The sequence below is a fragment of the Microbacterium meiriae genome (assembly GCF_025143875.1).
Lineage (GTDB): Bacteria > Actinomycetota > Actinomycetes > Actinomycetales > Microbacteriaceae > Microbacterium > Microbacterium meiriae.
In genome coordinates this window covers 63,267-79,975 of record NZ_JAMBDU010000007.1, presented here as the reverse complement: position 1 = coordinate 79,975, position 16,709 = coordinate 63,267, and the positions used below count along the sequence as shown (strand labels likewise).

Annotated in this window: 16 protein-coding genes; 10 read left to right on the top strand and 6 right to left on the bottom strand. The window is 70.9% G+C overall.

What is annotated here, in order from left to right:
• Positions 1–72 precede the first annotated feature (72 nt).
• Together M4D53_RS06530 and M4D53_RS06525 are read right to left on the bottom strand one after the other, a co-directional pair.
• Positions 73–612, bottom strand: coding sequence for a YaeQ family protein (locus M4D53_RS06530; RefSeq protein WP_259952836.1), 540 nt, complete (start codon positions 610–612; stop codon positions 73–75).
• Positions 613–655: 43 nt separating this feature from the next.
• Positions 656–1,747, bottom strand: coding sequence for an Rv2578c family radical SAM protein (locus tag M4D53_RS06525; RefSeq protein WP_259952831.1), 1,092 nt, complete (start codon positions 1,745–1,747; stop codon positions 656–658).
• A gap of 74 nt (positions 1,748–1,821) precedes the next feature.
• On the opposite strand from M4D53_RS06525, the gene M4D53_RS06520 reads away from it, so the two are divergent.
• From M4D53_RS06520 to M4D53_RS06475, 10 genes are all read left to right on the top strand, one after another.
• On the top strand, positions 1,822–2,751 hold the full coding sequence (locus M4D53_RS06520) for a M15 family metallopeptidase (RefSeq protein WP_259952830.1): 930 nt from the start codon (positions 1,822–1,824) through the stop codon (positions 2,749–2,751).
• Positions 2,752–2,914: 163 nt separating this feature from the next.
• Complete coding sequence (locus M4D53_RS06515; RefSeq protein WP_187663129.1) at positions 2,915–4,078, top strand: acyl-CoA dehydrogenase family protein; 1,164 nt, start codon at positions 2,915–2,917, stop codon at positions 4,076–4,078.
• Between the two features lie 340 nt (positions 4,079–4,418).
• Positions 4,419–5,234: a GntR family transcriptional regulator gene (locus M4D53_RS06510; protein ID WP_161973074.1), complete on the top strand. Its 816-nt coding sequence runs from the start codon at positions 4,419–4,421 to the stop codon at positions 5,232–5,234.
• A 36-nt stretch (positions 5,235–5,270) separates the two neighbouring features.
• A complete protein-coding gene (locus M4D53_RS06505; RefSeq protein WP_259952825.1) occupies positions 5,271–6,290 on the top strand; it encodes an NAD(P)-dependent oxidoreductase in 1,020 nt (339 codons plus the stop codon).
• Positions 6,278–7,882, top strand: a complete 1,605-nt coding sequence (locus tag M4D53_RS06500; protein WP_259952824.1) for an FGGY family carbohydrate kinase — start codon at positions 6,278–6,280, stop codon at positions 7,880–7,882. The genes M4D53_RS06505 and M4D53_RS06500 overlap by 13 nt, the downstream gene beginning before the upstream one ends.
• Before the next feature lie 22 nt (positions 7,883–7,904).
• Positions 7,905–8,795 carry a 3-hydroxy-5-phosphonooxypentane-2,4-dione thiolase gene (gene lsrF / locus M4D53_RS06495; protein WP_259952819.1) on the top strand — a complete coding sequence of 297 codons (891 nt, stop codon included), beginning with the start codon at positions 7,905–7,907 and terminating at the stop codon, positions 8,793–8,795.
• Positions 8,792–9,166 carry a cupin domain-containing protein gene (locus M4D53_RS06490; RefSeq protein WP_259952815.1) on the top strand — a complete coding sequence of 125 codons (375 nt, stop codon included), beginning with the start codon at positions 8,792–8,794 and terminating at the stop codon, positions 9,164–9,166. The genes lsrF and M4D53_RS06490 overlap by 4 nt, the downstream gene beginning before the upstream one ends.
• A gap of 43 nt (positions 9,167–9,209) precedes the next feature.
• A complete protein-coding gene (locus M4D53_RS06485; protein ID WP_259952813.1) occupies positions 9,210–10,535 on the top strand; it encodes an ABC transporter substrate-binding protein in 1,326 nt (441 codons plus the stop codon).
• Between the two features lie 29 nt (positions 10,536–10,564).
• Positions 10,565–11,470 (top strand): carbohydrate ABC transporter permease, encoded by a 906-nt coding sequence (locus M4D53_RS06480; RefSeq protein WP_259952811.1) that lies wholly within the window; start codon positions 10,565–10,567, stop codon positions 11,468–11,470.
• A 2-nt stretch (positions 11,471–11,472) separates the two neighbouring features.
• Positions 11,473–12,408: a carbohydrate ABC transporter permease gene (locus M4D53_RS06475; protein ID WP_259952809.1), complete on the top strand. Its 936-nt coding sequence runs from the start codon at positions 11,473–11,475 to the stop codon at positions 12,406–12,408.
• Between the two features lie 133 nt (positions 12,409–12,541).
• Here M4D53_RS06475 and M4D53_RS06470 read toward each other — a convergent pair whose 3' ends face one another.
• The 4 genes from M4D53_RS06470 to M4D53_RS06455 form a co-directional block, all read right to left on the bottom strand.
• Complete coding sequence (locus M4D53_RS06470) at positions 12,542–13,417, bottom strand: siderophore-interacting protein (protein ID WP_259952807.1); 876 nt, start codon at positions 13,415–13,417, stop codon at positions 12,542–12,544.
• Between the two features lie 10 nt (positions 13,418–13,427).
• Complete coding sequence (locus M4D53_RS06465) at positions 13,428–14,240, bottom strand: energy-coupling factor transporter transmembrane component T (RefSeq protein ID WP_259952805.1); 813 nt, start codon at positions 14,238–14,240, stop codon at positions 13,428–13,430.
• Positions 14,241–14,242: 2 nt separating this feature from the next.
• Entirely contained in the window at positions 14,243–15,910 is a 1,668-nt protein-coding gene (locus M4D53_RS06460) for an ABC transporter ATP-binding protein (protein ID WP_259952803.1), read from the bottom strand.
• Between the two features lie 80 nt (positions 15,911–15,990).
• On the bottom strand, positions 15,991–16,536 hold the full coding sequence (locus tag M4D53_RS06455; protein ID WP_187663132.1) for an ECF transporter S component: 546 nt from the start codon (positions 16,534–16,536) through the stop codon (positions 15,991–15,993).
• Between the last annotated feature and the right edge of the window lie 173 nt (positions 16,537–16,709).

Below are 16,709 nucleotides of genomic sequence, written 5' to 3'. Positions count from 1 at the left end.
AGGCCCCGGAGACTTCGGTCTCCGGGGCCTTTTCGCACTCGGCGCCGGGCGGGTGCGCGGGAAGCCGGGGTGTCAGGGGAGGGTGTGCTCGTGGAGGGTGGTCGCCAGGGACGTGCCGTTGAGGTCGAGGTAGAGGACGCGCTCGGTGACCGTGAGGGTCAGGGTGTTCCGGCGGTCGAGGTGGGGCGTGGCGCTCTCGATGAAGCCGGGGTCGAAGCTGTACACCCGGATGTCCTCGGAACGATGGATGCGCTTGTCGGCCCACGGCGCCATGACCTTGGCCGGGTCGCGGTGCGTGTAGACCACTGTCCGGTCTGCGAGGCGGGAGGCGTGATGCAGCCGCGCGGCATCGGGAGCGCCCACCTCGATCCAGACGGTGACTCGGCCCGTGAGGTCGCGCACGAGCACCGCGGGCTCCTCCGTGTCGGAGACGCTGCCGCCGAACGCGACGCCCTCCGCGAACTCGAGCCCGTAGGCGAGGACCCGGGTGAGCATGTACGCGTCGGTCTCGGACGGATGCCGGGCGGCCCGGAGCGAGACGTCTTCGTAGACCCCGCGATCGGTGTCGGCGAGCTGCATCTCGAACGTGTGGACTGTCGAACCGATCGCCATGATCCTCGAGCCTACGCGGAGCCGCGCCCTCCGGCCGACCGGGTCAGAACAGCATCGGCTGCGGCGGGGCGGCGGCCGCGCGGCCGCTCGGCGTGAACATGACCGGCCCGGCCGGCGGCGTCTCCGTCTGGACATGCCCTTGGCCCGGGCGGGACCCGCGCCGCGGATAGTCGTCTTCGTGCCGGCCGTCGAGCCCGTGCATCCGGATGAGGGGGCGAGCGCGCTTGGCGAGCCACTGCCGGTACGGCTTCGGTGCCTCGACGGACGCCCCGGGATACAGCCCGCGATACGACGACACGAGATCGGGACGGTTCTCACCAAGCCACTGGAAGAACCACGGCTTGACTCCCGGACGCAGATGCAGGGCCCCGTAGATCACGCTCCGCGCTCCGGCGGCCTTGATACGGCGGAGGGCGTCGTCGATCGCGGGAAGGGAGTCGGTCAGATGCGGCATGATCGGCATGAGGAACACCGTGACGGGGAAGCCGGCGTCGGCGAGGGCGCGCACCGTGTCGAGGCGGGCCTGCGTGGTCGGGGCGCCCGGCTCGATCGCCTTCTGCAGCGCGTCGTCGTACATCGCGATCGACATCTGCACGTCGACCGGCACACGCTGCGCCGCCTTCTTCAGCACCGGGATGTCCCGACGGATCAGTGTGCCCTTCGTCAGGATCGACATCGGGGTGCCGGACGCGGCCAGCGCCTCGATGATGCCGGGCATGAGGGCGTAGCGCCCCTCGGCCCGCTGGTACGGGTCGGTGTTCGTACCGAGGGCGACTGTCTCGTGCTGCCAGCTCCCGCGGCGCAGCTCCCGCTCGAGCACCTCGACGACATTGACCTTGACGACGATCTGGGTGTCGAAGTCCGCGCCGCCGTCGAGGTCGAGGTACTCGTGCGTGCCCCGGGCGAAGCAGTAGGTGCACGCATGGGAGCAGCCGCGATAGGGGTTGATGGTCCAGGCGAAGGGCATGCGCGACGCCCCGGGGACGTGGTTGAGCGCTGACTTCGACAGCACCTCGTGGAACGTCATGCCGGCGAACTCCGGTGTGGTCACCGTGCGGAGGACGCTCGAACGGTTCTCGAGGCCCGGCAATGCCGCCTCGTCGCTGTCCGCGAGTTTCTGTCCCTGCCACCGCATCCTCCCAGTCGAACAAAGAATCGAATTGAAGTCAAGTGAGTGTGGCACTGATGTTCGAATGGAAGAATGGGGGCATGCCCTCCTCGCCGTACGCTCAGCATGCGGCGCCGCGCTCCCCGATCTTCGGACCGGCCCTGCCGGTCGGGCTGGCGGTGACCGCGATCGGCGTGGTGCTCTCGCTCACCGGGGCGGCCGCGACCCCCGTGGCATCCCCACCGCTCCCGCGCCCCGTCGCGGTGATGCAGGTACCGACCGTGCAGAACACGGCGACCCCTGCGGCGGACCCCTGCGCCGACCCCGTGGTGCAGGCTGCGATCGCGGCCGGGGACGACGCCGCCACCGTCGCGGGGTTCGGCGGTGGAGCGCGCTTCCGTGAGGCGGTGATCGCCGGTAATGCACCCTGTGTCTCGCTCAGCGATCCCGCCCGGATCTGGGTCGTGGTCAACAAGGGGCGTCCGCTCGAACCCGCCGCCTACGAACCCGAAGGACTGAGCCAGGTGCCGCTGCAGATGACGACCCCGTCGGGCCGGGTGCGCGCGGAGGTCGCCGACGCCGCCGGGCGCATGGCGGACGCCGCCGGGGCGGCCGGGGTCGGACGCATTGGCGCGAACAACGGCTACCGTTCCTACGGCCTCCAGGTCGCGACATACGGTGCGCACGTGCGGGACCAGGGGCAGGCGGACGCGGATGCCGGCTCGGCGCGACCGGGTCACAGCGAGCATCAGACCGGTCTCGCCCTCGACGTCGTGGCCTGTGATGACGGCTGCGGCGGTCTGGACGGCTTCGGCGCGACGCGTCAGAGCGAGTGGGTGGCGGCGCACGCCTGGGAGTACGGGTTCATCGTGCGCTACGAACAGGTCGGCACGCCCGTCACCGGGTACGCCCCGGAGCCCTGGCACCTGCGCTACGTCGGCAGGGAGCTCGCGGCGGCGTATCACGAAGGCGGCTATCACACGCTGGAGGAGTTCTTCGGGCTCCCGGCGGCGCCCGATTACGACCACTGAGCCGGCGCGGCAGGGGTGTGATCCGCTCGCACTGAGGCATTCCACAAAGGCGATACCCAGTCCCACCCACGATGGGATGCATTCTCACAATCGCCTGTCCTGCCCCGTGTTCCCGCCGTAGACTCGCCGGAGCAACGACGCACGACACGTTCGGGAGGACGGCATGGAACGCGACATCTACGAAGAGGATCACGAGGCATTCCGCGACCTCGTCAAGGATTTCGTCAAGCGCCACGTCACGCACGAGGCGATCGAGAAGTGGGACGCCGCCGGCGAGGTGGACCGCGCCACGATGCGCGCCGCGGGTGAGGCCGGCATCATCGGGCTCTCCGTGCCGGAGGAGTTCGGCGGCGCCGGAATGCTGCAGGACTACCGCTTCCGCGCGATCGTGAACGAAGAGGTCATCGCGGCCGGAGCGGGATCGCTCGCCGGGGCCTTCGGCATCCAGGACGACCTGGCCGTGCCGTACCTCGTGCACATGGGCACGCAGGAGCAGAAGGAGAAGTGGCTGCCCCGCATGGCCACCGGTGAGGTCGTCGGCGCGCTCGCCATGACCGAGCCCGGCGCCGGCTCCGACCTCCGCGGCATCAAGACCACGGCGAAGAAGACGGACGGCGGCTACATCGTCAACGGCGCGAAGACGTTCATCTCATCGGGCGCGACCGCCGACCTCGTCGTCACGTTCGTGAAGACCGGCGAGGGCAACCGTCCCGACGCGTTCAGCCTCGTGCTCATCGAGAAGGGCATGGAGGGATTCGACAACGGCAAGAAGCTGTCCAAGATGGGCTTCCACGGCCATGACACCGCCGAGCTGTCGTTCAGCGACGTGTTCGTGCCGGAGGAGAACCTCATCGGCGGCGTCGAGGGCAAGGGCTTCATCCAGCTCATGATGAACCTGCCGCTCGAGCGCCTCTCGATCGGCGTGGCCGGAGCCGCCGCCGCGCAGGCCGCGTTCGACTGGACCGTCGCGTACACCAAGGACCGCGAGGCCTTCGGGGAGCGCATCATCGACTTCCAGAACAGCCGCTTCACCATCGCCGACATGTCCGCCACGGTCGACGCGCTGTGGGCCTTCATCGACCGCGCGCTGCTGGCCTACAAGGACGGCAGGCTCTCGGCGGAAGAAGCCGCGAAGGTCAAGTTCTGGGCGACCGAGCGTGAGTGGGAGGTGCTCGACGCCGGCGTCCAGCTCCACGGCGGCTACGGCTACATCACCGAGTACCCCATCGCCCGGGCCTTCCTCGACGCCCGTGTGCACCGCATCTACGGCGGCACGAACGAGATCATGCGCGAGATCGTCGGGCGTCAGATCGCCGGCAAGCGCTGACGCAGGGCCCGCGCGGCGGGCCGCAGGAGAAACGCACCCTCGGAACATCCCGAGGGTGCGTTTTCCGTCTGGGGGCGGATGAGTGCGGCCCCACTTGTATCGACGAGTGGCGTCGGCGGGGACGGCCGGCCGTGCGGTGCGCCGGTTCCGGGATCGACGCCCTGTGAAGAAAAGCCTGATGGTGATCGGATAATCGGGATCCCGGCCAAGGGGCCGACTTTCTTCTGACTTGTCTCTTCAGGGGATACATGTGCTGGTCCATGATCGATACATGTCCGGACAGGCAACGTCCGGCTCGAGGACGCCGATGTCCTCGCACCCGCTCACCGAAGAGGCCGGAATGTCCACGCTCACCCTGCCGCAGCTCGACCGTACGTCGACGGCTCCGATCTGGTTCCAGATCATGCGCGCCGTTGAGGGGCAGATCGCCCAGGGCGCCTGGGCGCCCGGGGACCGCCTGCCGAGCGAGAGCGAACTGCGCGCGCACTTCGCCGCCTCCCGGACCTCGGTCCGCGATGCGCTGTCTCGTCTCGAGAGCGCCGGGATCATCTCCCGGCAGCAGGGCAAGGGCGCGTTCGTCGAGCGTGCCCAGGGGCCGTCCGCCTGGACGCTGCCCTCCGCGCCGAGCCTGCTCGGCGAGTACAGCGAGGACGGACGCAGCGCCCTGAGTTCCGAGATCCTCCGCGGAGGGATCGAACCGCTGCCGTCCTGGGCCGCCGCGGTGGTCGGTCGCGACTCGCCCGACGGCATGGGCTTCGTGCTGGAGCGCGTGCGCGCCGTCGGCGCCCGCACGGCCGTCCACGTGATCAACTACCTGCCCACGCGCTTCGTCGGTGTCCTTCCCGACCTCCGCGACCCCCGGGCCAGCCTTTACGCCGCGATCTCCCGCGTCACCGGCGTGCGGATCGCGCGCATGCACCGCACGATCGAGGCCGTCTCGGCCGACCGGATGCTCGCGGGACTGCTCGAGGTCGAGCCGGGGCATCCGATCGTCGTGGTCGAGGCCGTCGCCTACGACCAGAGCGGGCAGCCCATCGACATCTCCCGCGCCTCCGTGCGGACCGACCGTCTGCGCGTGAGCGTCGACACCGGCTTCGACGCGGCGGGCATCTCGAACGAGACCGCTTCCGGCCGATACCCGGCCGCGCTCCGCTGACCCCTTCCCCGTCCCTCGATCCCCCGGGAGCCCTGCATGACCGACCACCGCATCCTCGTCATCGGCGATAGCTACATGACCGCCGAGGTCTTCACCCGCGCCTTCCGGGAGCGGGGGATCGAGACCGACGCGGTCACGATGGCGATCGCGGAGCCCACCTGGGACACCGCCGCGATCCGCGAGTTCGAGGGCGATCCGGCCGAGGTCGCCCGGCTCGCCGCGGGGTACGACGTCGTCGCCTTCCACGCCGCCCCCGTCACCGCCGAGGTCATCGCGGCCCTGCCCGACCTCCGTCTCCTCGGCTGCGCGCGGGGCGGCCCCGTGAACGTCGACCTCGACGCGGCCCGCGGAGCCGGCGTCCGCGTGACGACCACGCCGGGCAAGAACGCCGACGCCGTCGCGGATCTCACCATCGGCTTTCTCATCTCTCTGGTGCGCAACGTGCCGGCCTCCCTTCAGGACGTGGACGACCGGGTGGCGGACGGGCGTCCGCTCGCCGAATCGACGTTCGAGGGCGCCCGGTGGTTCGGACGCGAGGTCAAGGGGCTGCGCCTCGGGCTCATCGGCTACGGCAACGTCGCCCGGCTGGTCGCGGCGCGAGCTCGCGCCCTCGGGGCCGTCATCACGGCGTACGACCCCTTCGTCGATCCCGAGACGGTGACCGATGCGACGATCGTGGGCGACCTCGACGCGCTGCTCTCCGCCAGCGACGTGGTCAGCGTGCACGCCAGGGCGACCGCCGAGAACCGGCACCTGATCGGCCGGGCGCAGATCGAGCGGATGCCGCGCGGCGCGTTCCTCATCAACACCGCCCGCGAGTCGCTCGTCGACGAGCACGCACTGCTGGACGGGCTGCGCTCCGGACAGCTCGCGGGCGTCGCCCTCGACGTCAACGAGCCCGACGGACCGTGGCGAGAGCTCGTCGCGGAGCCGAACCTGGTCCTCACCCCGCACCTGGCCGGAGCGACACACGAGACGCTCGCCCGCGGTGCGGACATGCTCGCCGCGGAAGTCGAGCGGTTCCTGGCAGGAGGTGATCTGCGATGGGAGCGCTGACCGACGTCTTCCTGGCGATCGACGCCGGGACCGGCTCCGCACGCGCCCTGGCCTTCGACATCGAGGGCCGGCTCGTGACCCACGCCGCCCGGGAGTGGACCCACCGCGCGATCCCGGGCCACCCCGGCGGCACGGCCTTCGACACCGCGAACGGCTGGGCGGCCATCGCCGGCGCAGTCGCCGAGGTCGTCGCGCGGCTGAACGGCCGCCGCGTCGCCGCCGTCGCTGCCTCCAGCATGCGTGAGGGCTTCGTGCTGTTCGACGAGGCCGGCACGGAGATCTGGGCCTGCCCGAACACGGACGGGCGGGCCCGCGCCGAGGCCGACGAGCTCGTGGCGGAGGGTGTCGCGGACGAGATCTACCGCACCGCCGGGGACTGGGTGTCGATCACGGCACCGGCTCGGCTGCGCTGGATCGCGCGCCACCAGCCGGAGGTCCTCTCCCGTGCGCGCCACCTCGGCATGCTGAGCGACTGGGTCACCACCCGGCTCACCGGCGTCTTCGTCACCGAGCCGACCTGCGGGTCGAGTTCCGCCCTCTTCGACCTCCACGCGCGGGGATGGTCCGCCGACCTTGCGGATCTCGTCGGCATCGACCGGCGCATCCTGCCCCCGGTCGTCGCGGCCGGCGAGGTCGTCGGCGCTGTGACGCCCGCGGCGGCGGCCGCGACGGGGCTGCCCGTCGGCACCCCGGTCGTCGCCGGCGGGGCGGACACACAGCTCGCCCTCCACGGCATCGCGGCGCGAGAGGGGACTCCGACGATCGTCGCCGGGACGTTCTGGCAGACGACGGCCGTCGTCGCGGAGCCCCTCGTCGACCCGGATCGCCGTCTGCGCACCCTCTGCCACGTCGACCCCGGCACCTGGATGATCGAGGGCATCGGCTTCCTGTCGGGACTCGCCATGCGCTGGTTCCGGGACGCGATGTGCCCCGACGCGGCGGCGCTCGGACGCGCGGAGGGCCGCTCCGCCTTCCGCATCATGGAGGAGTGGGCCGCCGACGTCCCGGTCGGTGCGAACGGCGTGGTCGCCACGATGGCGAACGTCATGCAGGCCGACGCGTGGCACCACACCGCGCCCGCGTTCGTCGGGTTCGACATCAACGACGCCGCCGGGTCGTCCCGCGGGGCGTTCATCCGGGCGATCGAGGAATCCGCGGCCATCGTCGCCGGCGCGCACCTCGAGATCCTCTCCGCCCTCACCGCGGGCCGCGCGGTCGCGGACGGCACCGTGACGTTCACCGGTGGGTCGAGTGCGGGAACGCTGTGGCCGCGGATCATCGCCGGCGTCACCGGCCTGGACACGCGCGTCACCCCCGCCCCCGAGGCCACGTCATACGGTGCCGCCCGCCTGGCCGCTACCGGTGTCGGCGCCACGCTCCCGCCCATGGGCGACGCCGAGCGGGTCGAACGGGTCGATCCCGCCGAGCACGAGCAGTACCGCGCGGTCACCGAGCGCTGGCACCGCGTCTACCGCGACGTCCTGGCGATCTCGAGCCCCGACCTCCCTCCGCTCTTCACCCCGCCGGGGGCGGCCCGCGGCCCCCTCGACCCCTCCACCCCCCGCCTCTCGCCCGTCGGTCACGCCGGCTGACGACAACACGAAGGAGACCTCCATGGCAGACCTCGACGGCAACGCCGACGCCAAGCAGTTCCACGTCGGGACGCCCGGCGTCCGGTTCACGCAGAACATCCGTGGCGCCGCCAACCTCGACTGGGGCATGCAGAACCGCCTGTCACGAATCCTCGATCCGGAGACCGGGCGCACGGTCATGCTCGCCTTCGACCACGGCTACTTCCAGGGGCCGACATCGGGACTCGAGCGCATCGACCTGAACATCGCGCCGCTCGCCGCGCAGGCGGACGCGCTGATGGGCACCAGGGGCGCGCTGCGCACCTCTCTTCCGCCGGCGACGCGTGCCGGGCTCGTGCTCCGTGCCTCCGGGGGGCCGTCGATCCTCAAGGACCTCTCGGACGAGTACACGGCGATGGCGATGGAGGACGCCGTCCGTCTCAACGCCGATGCCGTGGCCGTGCAGGTCTTCGTCGGCGGGGAGCACGAGAGCCGCAGCATCCGCAACCTCACCACCCTCGTCGATCAGGGGTACGCGGCCGGTATCCCCGTGCTCGGCGTCACCGCGGTGGGCAAGGAACTGGTCCGCGACGCTCGCTACCTCGGACTCGCGACCCGCATCATCGCCGAGCTCGGCGCGCAGCTGGTCAAGACCTACTACTGCGAGAAGGGCTTCGAGGACGTGGTGGCCGGATGCCCGGTCCCGGTCATCATGGCGGGCGGCAAGAAGCTCCCGGAGCTCGACGCGCTCACCATGGCCTCCCGTGCCGTGCGGGCCGGGGCGGCCGGCGTCGACATGGGCCGCAACATCTTCCAGAGCGCCGCCCCCGCCGCGATGATGACCGCCGTCCGCGCCGTCGTGCATGACGACCTCGACCCCGCCGACGCCTACGAGCTGTTCCGCGCGGCGACCGAGGCCCCGGCGCCCGCATGAGCGCCGACGTGCTGCGGACCGCCGATGCCGCGCTGCGGTTCGGCGACTGGGGTCCGGGATACCTCGCCCAGGGGGAGGACGCGGCGTTCGGCGTCGTCGTGCTCCGCCCGGGGGACGAGTTCGCGAATCACCTCCACGAGCACCACACGGAGTCCTTCGTCGTGATCGAGGGCCGCGCGGAGATCTGGCTCGACCGCGACACGTGTCGGGTCGTCTCCGCCGGCGACGTGCTGCGGGCCGAGCCCCACGAGGAGCACTTCGTCCGCAACCCCTTCGACGAGACCTTCCGTGCGGTCTTCGTCAAGACCCCCTGGGTGGACGGCGACAAGGTCGACCGCCCCTGGACGCCGGGCCCCCGCTCCGGCGACTGATGTTCCCCCCTCACCCGAGAAGAACCACCGAAAGGACACCACCATGAGCAGGCAACGACGCCCCTCTCCGACCGCGCGCCTCGTGCGCCGTGCCCTTCCCGTCATCGCCCTGGCATCCACGGCGGGCCTCGTGCTCGCCGGCTGCGGCGGGGACGCGGGAGGCGCCTCCGGCGACGGAGGCGACAAGACCCTGAAGGTCCTCATCGCCGCACCCCAGGAGGGCGCGGGGGCCATCCTCGAGAAAGACTTCGAGGCCGCGACCGGCGTCGAGGTCGAGGTCGAGGTCGTCCCCTACGACCAGATCCAGACCAAGGCGATCCTCGACGCGCAGTCCGGCACCAACAACTACGACGTCATCCAGTACTGGTACACGTCGGTCGGCGCCCTTGCCGACGCCGGGGCGATCGCCGACATCACCGACTGGGTCGAGTCCGACGAGGACATCGACTCCGGCGACTTCATCGAGGCGATCTTCGGACCGTACTCGCAGTACGAGGACGCCACCTACGGTCTGCCCATCGACGGCGACACGCACGTGCTCTTCTACAACAAGGCGATCTTCGAGCGGAACGGCGTCGAGGTCCCCACCACGTGGGATGAGTACGTCGAGGTCTCGAAGAAGATCACCGACGCCGAGAAGGCGAACGGCGTCTACGGCAACGCGCTGCTCGGCTCGAAGAGCGCGTTCAACATCGGGTCGACGTTCTTCAACCGGCTCGCGACGATGTCGCCCGACCCGATCGACCCGCAGATGCCGCAGCTCGACACCGAGTACGCGGTGGCCGCCGCGCAGTCGATGCTCGATGCTTCGCCGTCGGCCCTCCCCAGTCCGCTGGAGATCGGATTCGAGCAGGCGCTGCCACAGTTCCTGTCCGGGTCGGTCGGGATGATCGAGTTCTGGACCGACCTGGGCGTGTTCGCGCAGGACCCGGAGCAGTCGAAGATCGTCGACGGCTGGGGCGTCGCCCCGCTGCCGGTGGGCCCCGAGGGCAAGGTCTCCGGAGCGCTCAACGCGGGATGGGCGATGGGTATCAGCCCCAACGCGAGCGACGAGGACCTCGCGAAGCAGTTCGTCGCGTTCGCCTCGTCGAAGGAGACGAACGAGAAGCTCATCACGACGACCGGCTCCGGTGTCGACCCCACCCGCACCTCCACGCTGGAGAGTCCGGAGTACGTCGAGTTCGCCCCCGAGGTCTCGGCGGTCGCCGCCGAGGTGCTGCCCAACGCGCAGTCCTGGCCGACCTCGCCGCAGGCGCCGGAGATGATCCAGTCGCTCAGCGACAACCTGGCGCTGATGCTGCAGGGCGGTCTCACCGCCGAACAGGCGATGCAGAACACCTGGGACACCTGGCAGTCCCTGGCCGACTGACCCCGTCGTCGAACCCGAAAGGACCGCTCATGTCGCACCCCGTCGCCTCCCGGCGCCGCGCCCGACGCGCGTCGTGGACGGGACGCGCCCTGCTCGCGCCCGCCGTCATCGCGATCGCGATCATCGCGATCTATCCGCTCGGCTACATCATCGCCGCCTCCTTCTCGGAGTCGTCGCTGGGCCGGCCGTTCACCGAATGGGTCGGGTTCGACAACTTCGCGGCGCTGCTGGGGGACGGGGTCACCCTCCCGTCCCTCGGCAGGTCGCTGCTCTTCGCCATCCCCTCCGCCCTGATCGCGCTCGTGGCGGGGCTGGTCGTCGCCCTGTCGCTGGACGCCGCGGTCAAGGGCGGCCGCGTCATCCGGGTGCTGCTCCTGCTGCCGCTGATGACACCGCCGGTGATGGCCGGCGTCATCTGGAAGCTCATGCTGGCTCCCACTGGCGGACTGCTCAACAACATCGGGCAGTCGTTCGCGCCCGGGTCCGAGCCGTTCCTGTTCCTCGGCTCCAGCCCCGCGGCGATGATCTCCGTGATCATGGTGGACGCCTGGCAGTGGACGCCCTTCTGCGTGCTGCTCGTGTTCGCCGCTCTGCAGACCCTGCCGACCGAGGTGTACGAGGCCTCCCAGGTCGACGGTGCCGGGCTGTGGCAGACGTTCTGGCGCATCACGTTCCCGCTCGTGCTCCCGAGCCTCATCACCGTGCTGCTGCTCAAGCTCGTCGTCTCGTTCAAGGTCTTCGACCTCGTGTTCATCATGACCAGCGGCGGACCGGGCTTCGACACCACCGTCAGCAGCTTCCAGATCTATCGGACCGGGCTGCAGACGTTCGACGTCGGCGCCGCCGCCGCGCAGACCATCGCCTTCCTGGTGCTGGTCACCATCGTCATCCTGCCGCTCAACGCCGTGCGGCAGCGGCTGCACAGAGAGGGCTGACCATGTCGCTCACACTCCGCTCCACGGATCGGGTCGACGAGAGCGCGACCGTCACGCTCGTGGTTCCCGACGCCCGCCGTCGCCAGCGGCGCCGTCGGACCGCGAGCATCTCCCGGCCCGGCCGGCCGTCCGCCACCGTCACGGCGGTGAAGGCCGTCGTGATCGTCGTCGCGATCGCCCTCGCGCTGCTGCCCGTGCTGTACATGGTGAGCATGTCGTTCAAGAGCCCGGACGACATCCTGTCCACGCGCATCCTCCCGTCCCGCCTCGCGTTCGAGAACTGGGTGGCCGCATTCGAGAACTGGCCGATCCTCACCTACCTCCGCAATTCGATCGGGGCGGCGGTCGGGGCGGTGATCGTGTCGCTGCTCGTGGCGATCCCGGCGAACTACGCGATGGCCCGGTTGCGGGCCGGCGGGAAGCAGACCCTCGGGCTCATCGTCTCCGCGTACGTCGCCCCGCCGATCGTGGCGATCATCCCGCTCTTCGTCCTGGTGCGCACCGCGGGGCTCATGGACTCGGTGATCGGGCTGGGCATCGTCGAGGGTCTGCTGCTCACGCCGGTGGCGGTGTGGCTGCTCGACGGGTTCTTCCGCTCGATCCCGTTCGAGGTCGACGAGGCGGCGCAGATCGACGGATGCGGTCCGCTGCGCACCCTCTGGGCGGTGATCCTGCCGCTCACGGCCCCTGGCATCGTGGCGGTGTCGATCATCGTCTTCATCCTCGCGTACAACGACTTCCTCATCCCGCTGCTGCTCACGCAGAGCGTGGACTCCCAGACGCTCCCCGTGGGTATCGCGCTCATGCAGGGCGGTCGAGAGGTGATGTTCGGGCAGATGGCCGCCGCGAGCCTCTCCGGGCTGATCCCGATCTACCTGCTGGCGCTGTTCCTGCAGAAGTGGCTCGTCGGCGGGCTCACGCAGGGCAGTGTGAAGTGAGCGGGTGCGGGGCGATGTTCCCGCATCCCGTGTCCGGTCTCCGAGCACGACTTCGGAGATTCCCGACGACGCGCCGGGGCGGCCTCCTCCGCCCCGGCGTGTCGTGTCTTAGCTCCGAAGCTGTGCCCCGGGATTACGTGCGGGGCTCCGCGGCGGCCTCGCGGGCGGCCTTCGAGGCGGGGGAGGCGGCACCGATCTTCCAGTAGCCGCAGAAGCTGACGGCGTTCCTGTCGACGCCGCGCTCGCCGACGAGCTGCTTGCGGACGCCGGAGGCCAGCGCCTGCTCTCCCGCCGCGTAGGCATGGAACGGCGCGGCGGGCAGAGTGGTACGAGCGAGGGTGTCCAGAGCGAGGGCCCCGGGCGGAATCTCCTGAGGCCGCACGACCCACACCACTTCGAGCCCCGACGGGTGCGCGAACTCCAGGGCGTCCTCCGCGGACGGGACTTCGATGATCGCCGTGCCCGAGGAGTCGGTCGGCAGGGAGGCGCTGATCGACGCGATCGCGGGGAGGGCGGTCTCGTCGCCGACGAGCACCACCCGGTCGGTGCCCCGCTCGGGGTTGAACGTCAGGCCCTCGTCGATGATGAGGACGTGCTCGCCGGGGGTGCACGTCTCCGCCCATCGGGACGCCGGACCGGCGGTGCCGTCGGCCGCCGAGCCGTGCAGGACGAAGTCGACGTCGAGCTCGGCGCCGATCTCGGCCGTGGCCGGGCGGTAGGCGCGCACGGTGTAGTTGCGCATCACGGGGCGCTCGCCGTCGGGGATGCGGAGGAACTTCAGGTACCCGAACATCCGGTTCGCCTTCGCGGGCACCCGCTCCAGCCCCGCCTCGCCGCCGATCGGCAGGAACAGCCGGAACCACTGGTCGTAGCCCATCGGGCGGAAGCGGTCGATCTCGCCGCCGCCCAGGGTCACCCGCACCCAGTGCGGCGCGAGCCGTTCGGTGCGGAGAACCGTGAGGTGCAGGAGCTCGGCCGTCTCCGGCTTGACCATCTTGCTGAACGCCATGGGGCACCTTTCAGGGGAGCTGCCAGGGGAAGAAGACGACGAAGATCGCGGCTGACACGGCGAGCGTGACCACGGTGAAGACGGTGTCCCTCGTGCGGAACGCCACGAGGTGCCGCTCGGTCCGCGTCGGATGCGCGCCGAACGCTCGGGAGTCCATCGCGAGGGCGACGCGCTCCGCATGCCGGATGGCGCCCGCGAGCAGCGGGACGATGTACCCCCAGCCGCGGGCGATCCGCGCGAAGGGGCCGCGGCCGCCGTGGTAACCGCGCACCCGGTGCGCGGCGCGGATGACGGCGAGCTCGTGCCCGAACCGGGGCACGAAGCGGAAGGCGGCCAGGGCCGTGTACCCGATGCGGTACGGCACGCGCAGCTGCTGCACGCTCGCACGCACGAGATCGGAGCCGCTGGTGGTGAGGCCGCCGACCAGCGCGAGCGCGACGATCGATCCGAGCCGGAGCGCCGTGGCGAAGCCGATGAGGAGGGCGCCTCCGTAGAGGGTCCAGTCGCCGATCGTCACGACGGGGGCTGTGTCGGCGACCAGGGCCGCGTCGACCCACAGCGAGAAGCCGACGCCGATCGCGAGCATGGCCGCGGGCAGACCGAGCAGGAGCAGCGCGAGGAGGCGGCCCGTCACCCGCGCCCCGACGAGGATGAGGACGTACGCGAGCACGAGGAAGGCGGCCGGGGTGGCCAGGTCGCGCACGAAGACGAGGAGCAGCATCGCGGGGGCGAAGCCGGCGACCTTCGCCAACGGATTGAGGCCGTAGAGGAACTGCCGCCGCGAGGTGGCCGCGAGCGGCGCATACGGATCGAGCGTGGACATCGTCACGGTGTCACCTCCCACCCGGCCTCGGCGAGCACCCGCTGCAGGGCGGGGACGTGCAACCCGGCGGAGGGGAGGATCGCGGGATCGGAGAACAGTGCCGCCGTGGGGCCCGCGGCCCGGACCCGCCCGTCGGCGAGGACGACCGTGTCGGTGGCGTGCTCCGCGACGAGCTGCAGATCGTGGGTGACGATGACGACGGTCGTGCCGTCCGCCCGGAGACTCTCCAGCAGGTCCAGGAGCTCGGCGGCCCTGGCGCGGTCCTGCCCGAAGGTGGGCTCGTCGAGGGCGAGGACGGGAGGACGGGTGATGAGGGCCGTGCCCACCGAGAGTCGTCGCTTCTCGCCGCCGGAGAGGAGGAACGGGTGCACGTCGGCCTTGTGCGTGAGCCCGAACCGCTCGAGCATCTCCGTCACGCGAGCGCTGACCTCGTCGTCCGCCACATGGCGCAGCCGGAGCCCGTGGGCGAGCTCGTCGAACACGGTGGCGGCGATGAACTGGTGCTCCGGGTTCTGGAACACGAAGCCGATCCGGGCCGCGAGATCCCGGGGGGAGGCGGTGCCCGGGTCGATGCCGTCGACGGAGACCCGGCCCTTCGGCGGGGGCACGACCCCCGCGAGGGCCTGGATCAGCGTGGTCTTGCCCGCGCCGTTCGCCCCGACGATCGCGGTGAGACTCCCCGCGGCGATGTCGAGGTCGACCCCGTGCAGGATCTCGGTGCGGCGCCGCGAGACGGTGAGGCCGCGCGCCCGGATGATCGGCTCCCGGTCGACGGCGGGAGGAGCGTCGGCGAGGATCGAGGACGCGCGGGCCGGACCGGCAGGCAGGGCCGCGGCCAGTGCCTCGGGCGTCAGCGGCAGCGGGTCGAGGACGATCCCCCGGTCGCGGAGGCGGAGCGCAGCGAGCGTCGCGGCGGGCAGCCAGACCCCCATCGCCACGAGCTCGTCGGCATGCGCCCGGATGGTCTCGGCGGCCGGACCGTCGAAGACCACCCGGCCCTCGCGGTCGAGCACGACGGTGCGCGTGACGAAGCGCATCGCCGCATCGAGGTTGTGCTCGACGAGGAGGATCGCCCGGTCCCCGGCGGCCACGACCTCGGTCAGCGCCGCATACACGTCGTCGATCCCCTGCGGGTCGAGGTTCGCGGTCGGCTCGTCCAGCACGATGAGAGGGGAGCCCATCGCGAGGGCGCAGGCGATGGCGAGACGCTGTCGGCCGCCGCCGGACAGGTGGTCCGGGTTGTGGTCCCGGCGCTCCCACAGGCCCACCCGCCGCAGCGCATCCTCGACGCGGGCCCGCACGGTGCCGAGCGGGAGCAGGAGGTTCTCGGGGCCGAAAGCCACCTCGTCGTACACCGTCCCCGTGACGATCTGGGCGTCAGGGTCCTGGAAGACCATGGCGACGTGCGTGCTGAGGGTCGCGGTGTGCGCGGTGGTCGTGTCGACACCGCCGGCCTCGACGGAGCCGGACATGGTCGCGGGGAGCGCGTGCGGGATGAGGCCGTTGAGGGCGAGCGTGAGCGTCGACTTCCCGGAGCCGGACGGGCCGAGCAACAGCACGACCTCACCGGGCTCGATGTCGAAGGTCACGTCACGGGGCGACGGATGCGCGGCATCCGCGTGGGTGAGGGTGAGCTCGCGCACGCGGAGGAGAGGCGCGGATGGGCGCACGGCAGGTCCCGGGTTCGACGGAGGGTGTGCCTCTAACTTAGCTGAGCCTTACCTGTGTTGCCAGCAGGGCACCTCCGCGATCAGCGGCGTGCGACGCCGGCGGTGCGCAGCGCCGAACCGATGGCGAGGCCGATCGCCGTCCAGGCCACCGGGCCGAGCACGGAGATCGTCAGGTACAGCAGCTGGGCCCAGAGCGGCAGGACCGCGAGGTTCGCCGCGAAGAACACCGCCACCGCCACGACGACGCCGATCACGACCGCCGAGACGAAGAACCGCCAGGCACCCCAGGAGCGATAGCGGGTGAGGGCGGCGACACCTTCCTGGATGAGGCCGAACAGCAGCGCCGTGCCGATGAACCGCAACGACCACGCCGGGTTGAAGGCGCTCGCGATGAGCGCGGCGAACACGTGCGTGATGAGTGCCACGAGCGGCAGCCGCAGCACCTCCTGCGCGATGATGCCCGGCAGCACGTGCGAGCCCAGCACGAGGCCGTAGAGGAACAGCAGCGGGCTGGCCAGGAGGAGGGGAGTGACCCATCCGGCGATGCCGCCGAGGATGCCCGTTGCCACACCGATCGCTGCGCAGATCAGCAGCACTCTGGTCGACAGGACGGAGGTACGGGCCACGTCTCCAGCCTACTGGCGACATTCGGAGACCCGGCCGTCGTCCACCCTGACCGATCGGCGCGATCGGGATTCGACCATCGTTCAGTTCTCGATCCGGCGCCGAGGAGCGGGTCTATCGTGAGCCGCGGTGCGGCAACGAGGCGGCATCGGGATCATCGGATCATCAGGAGCGA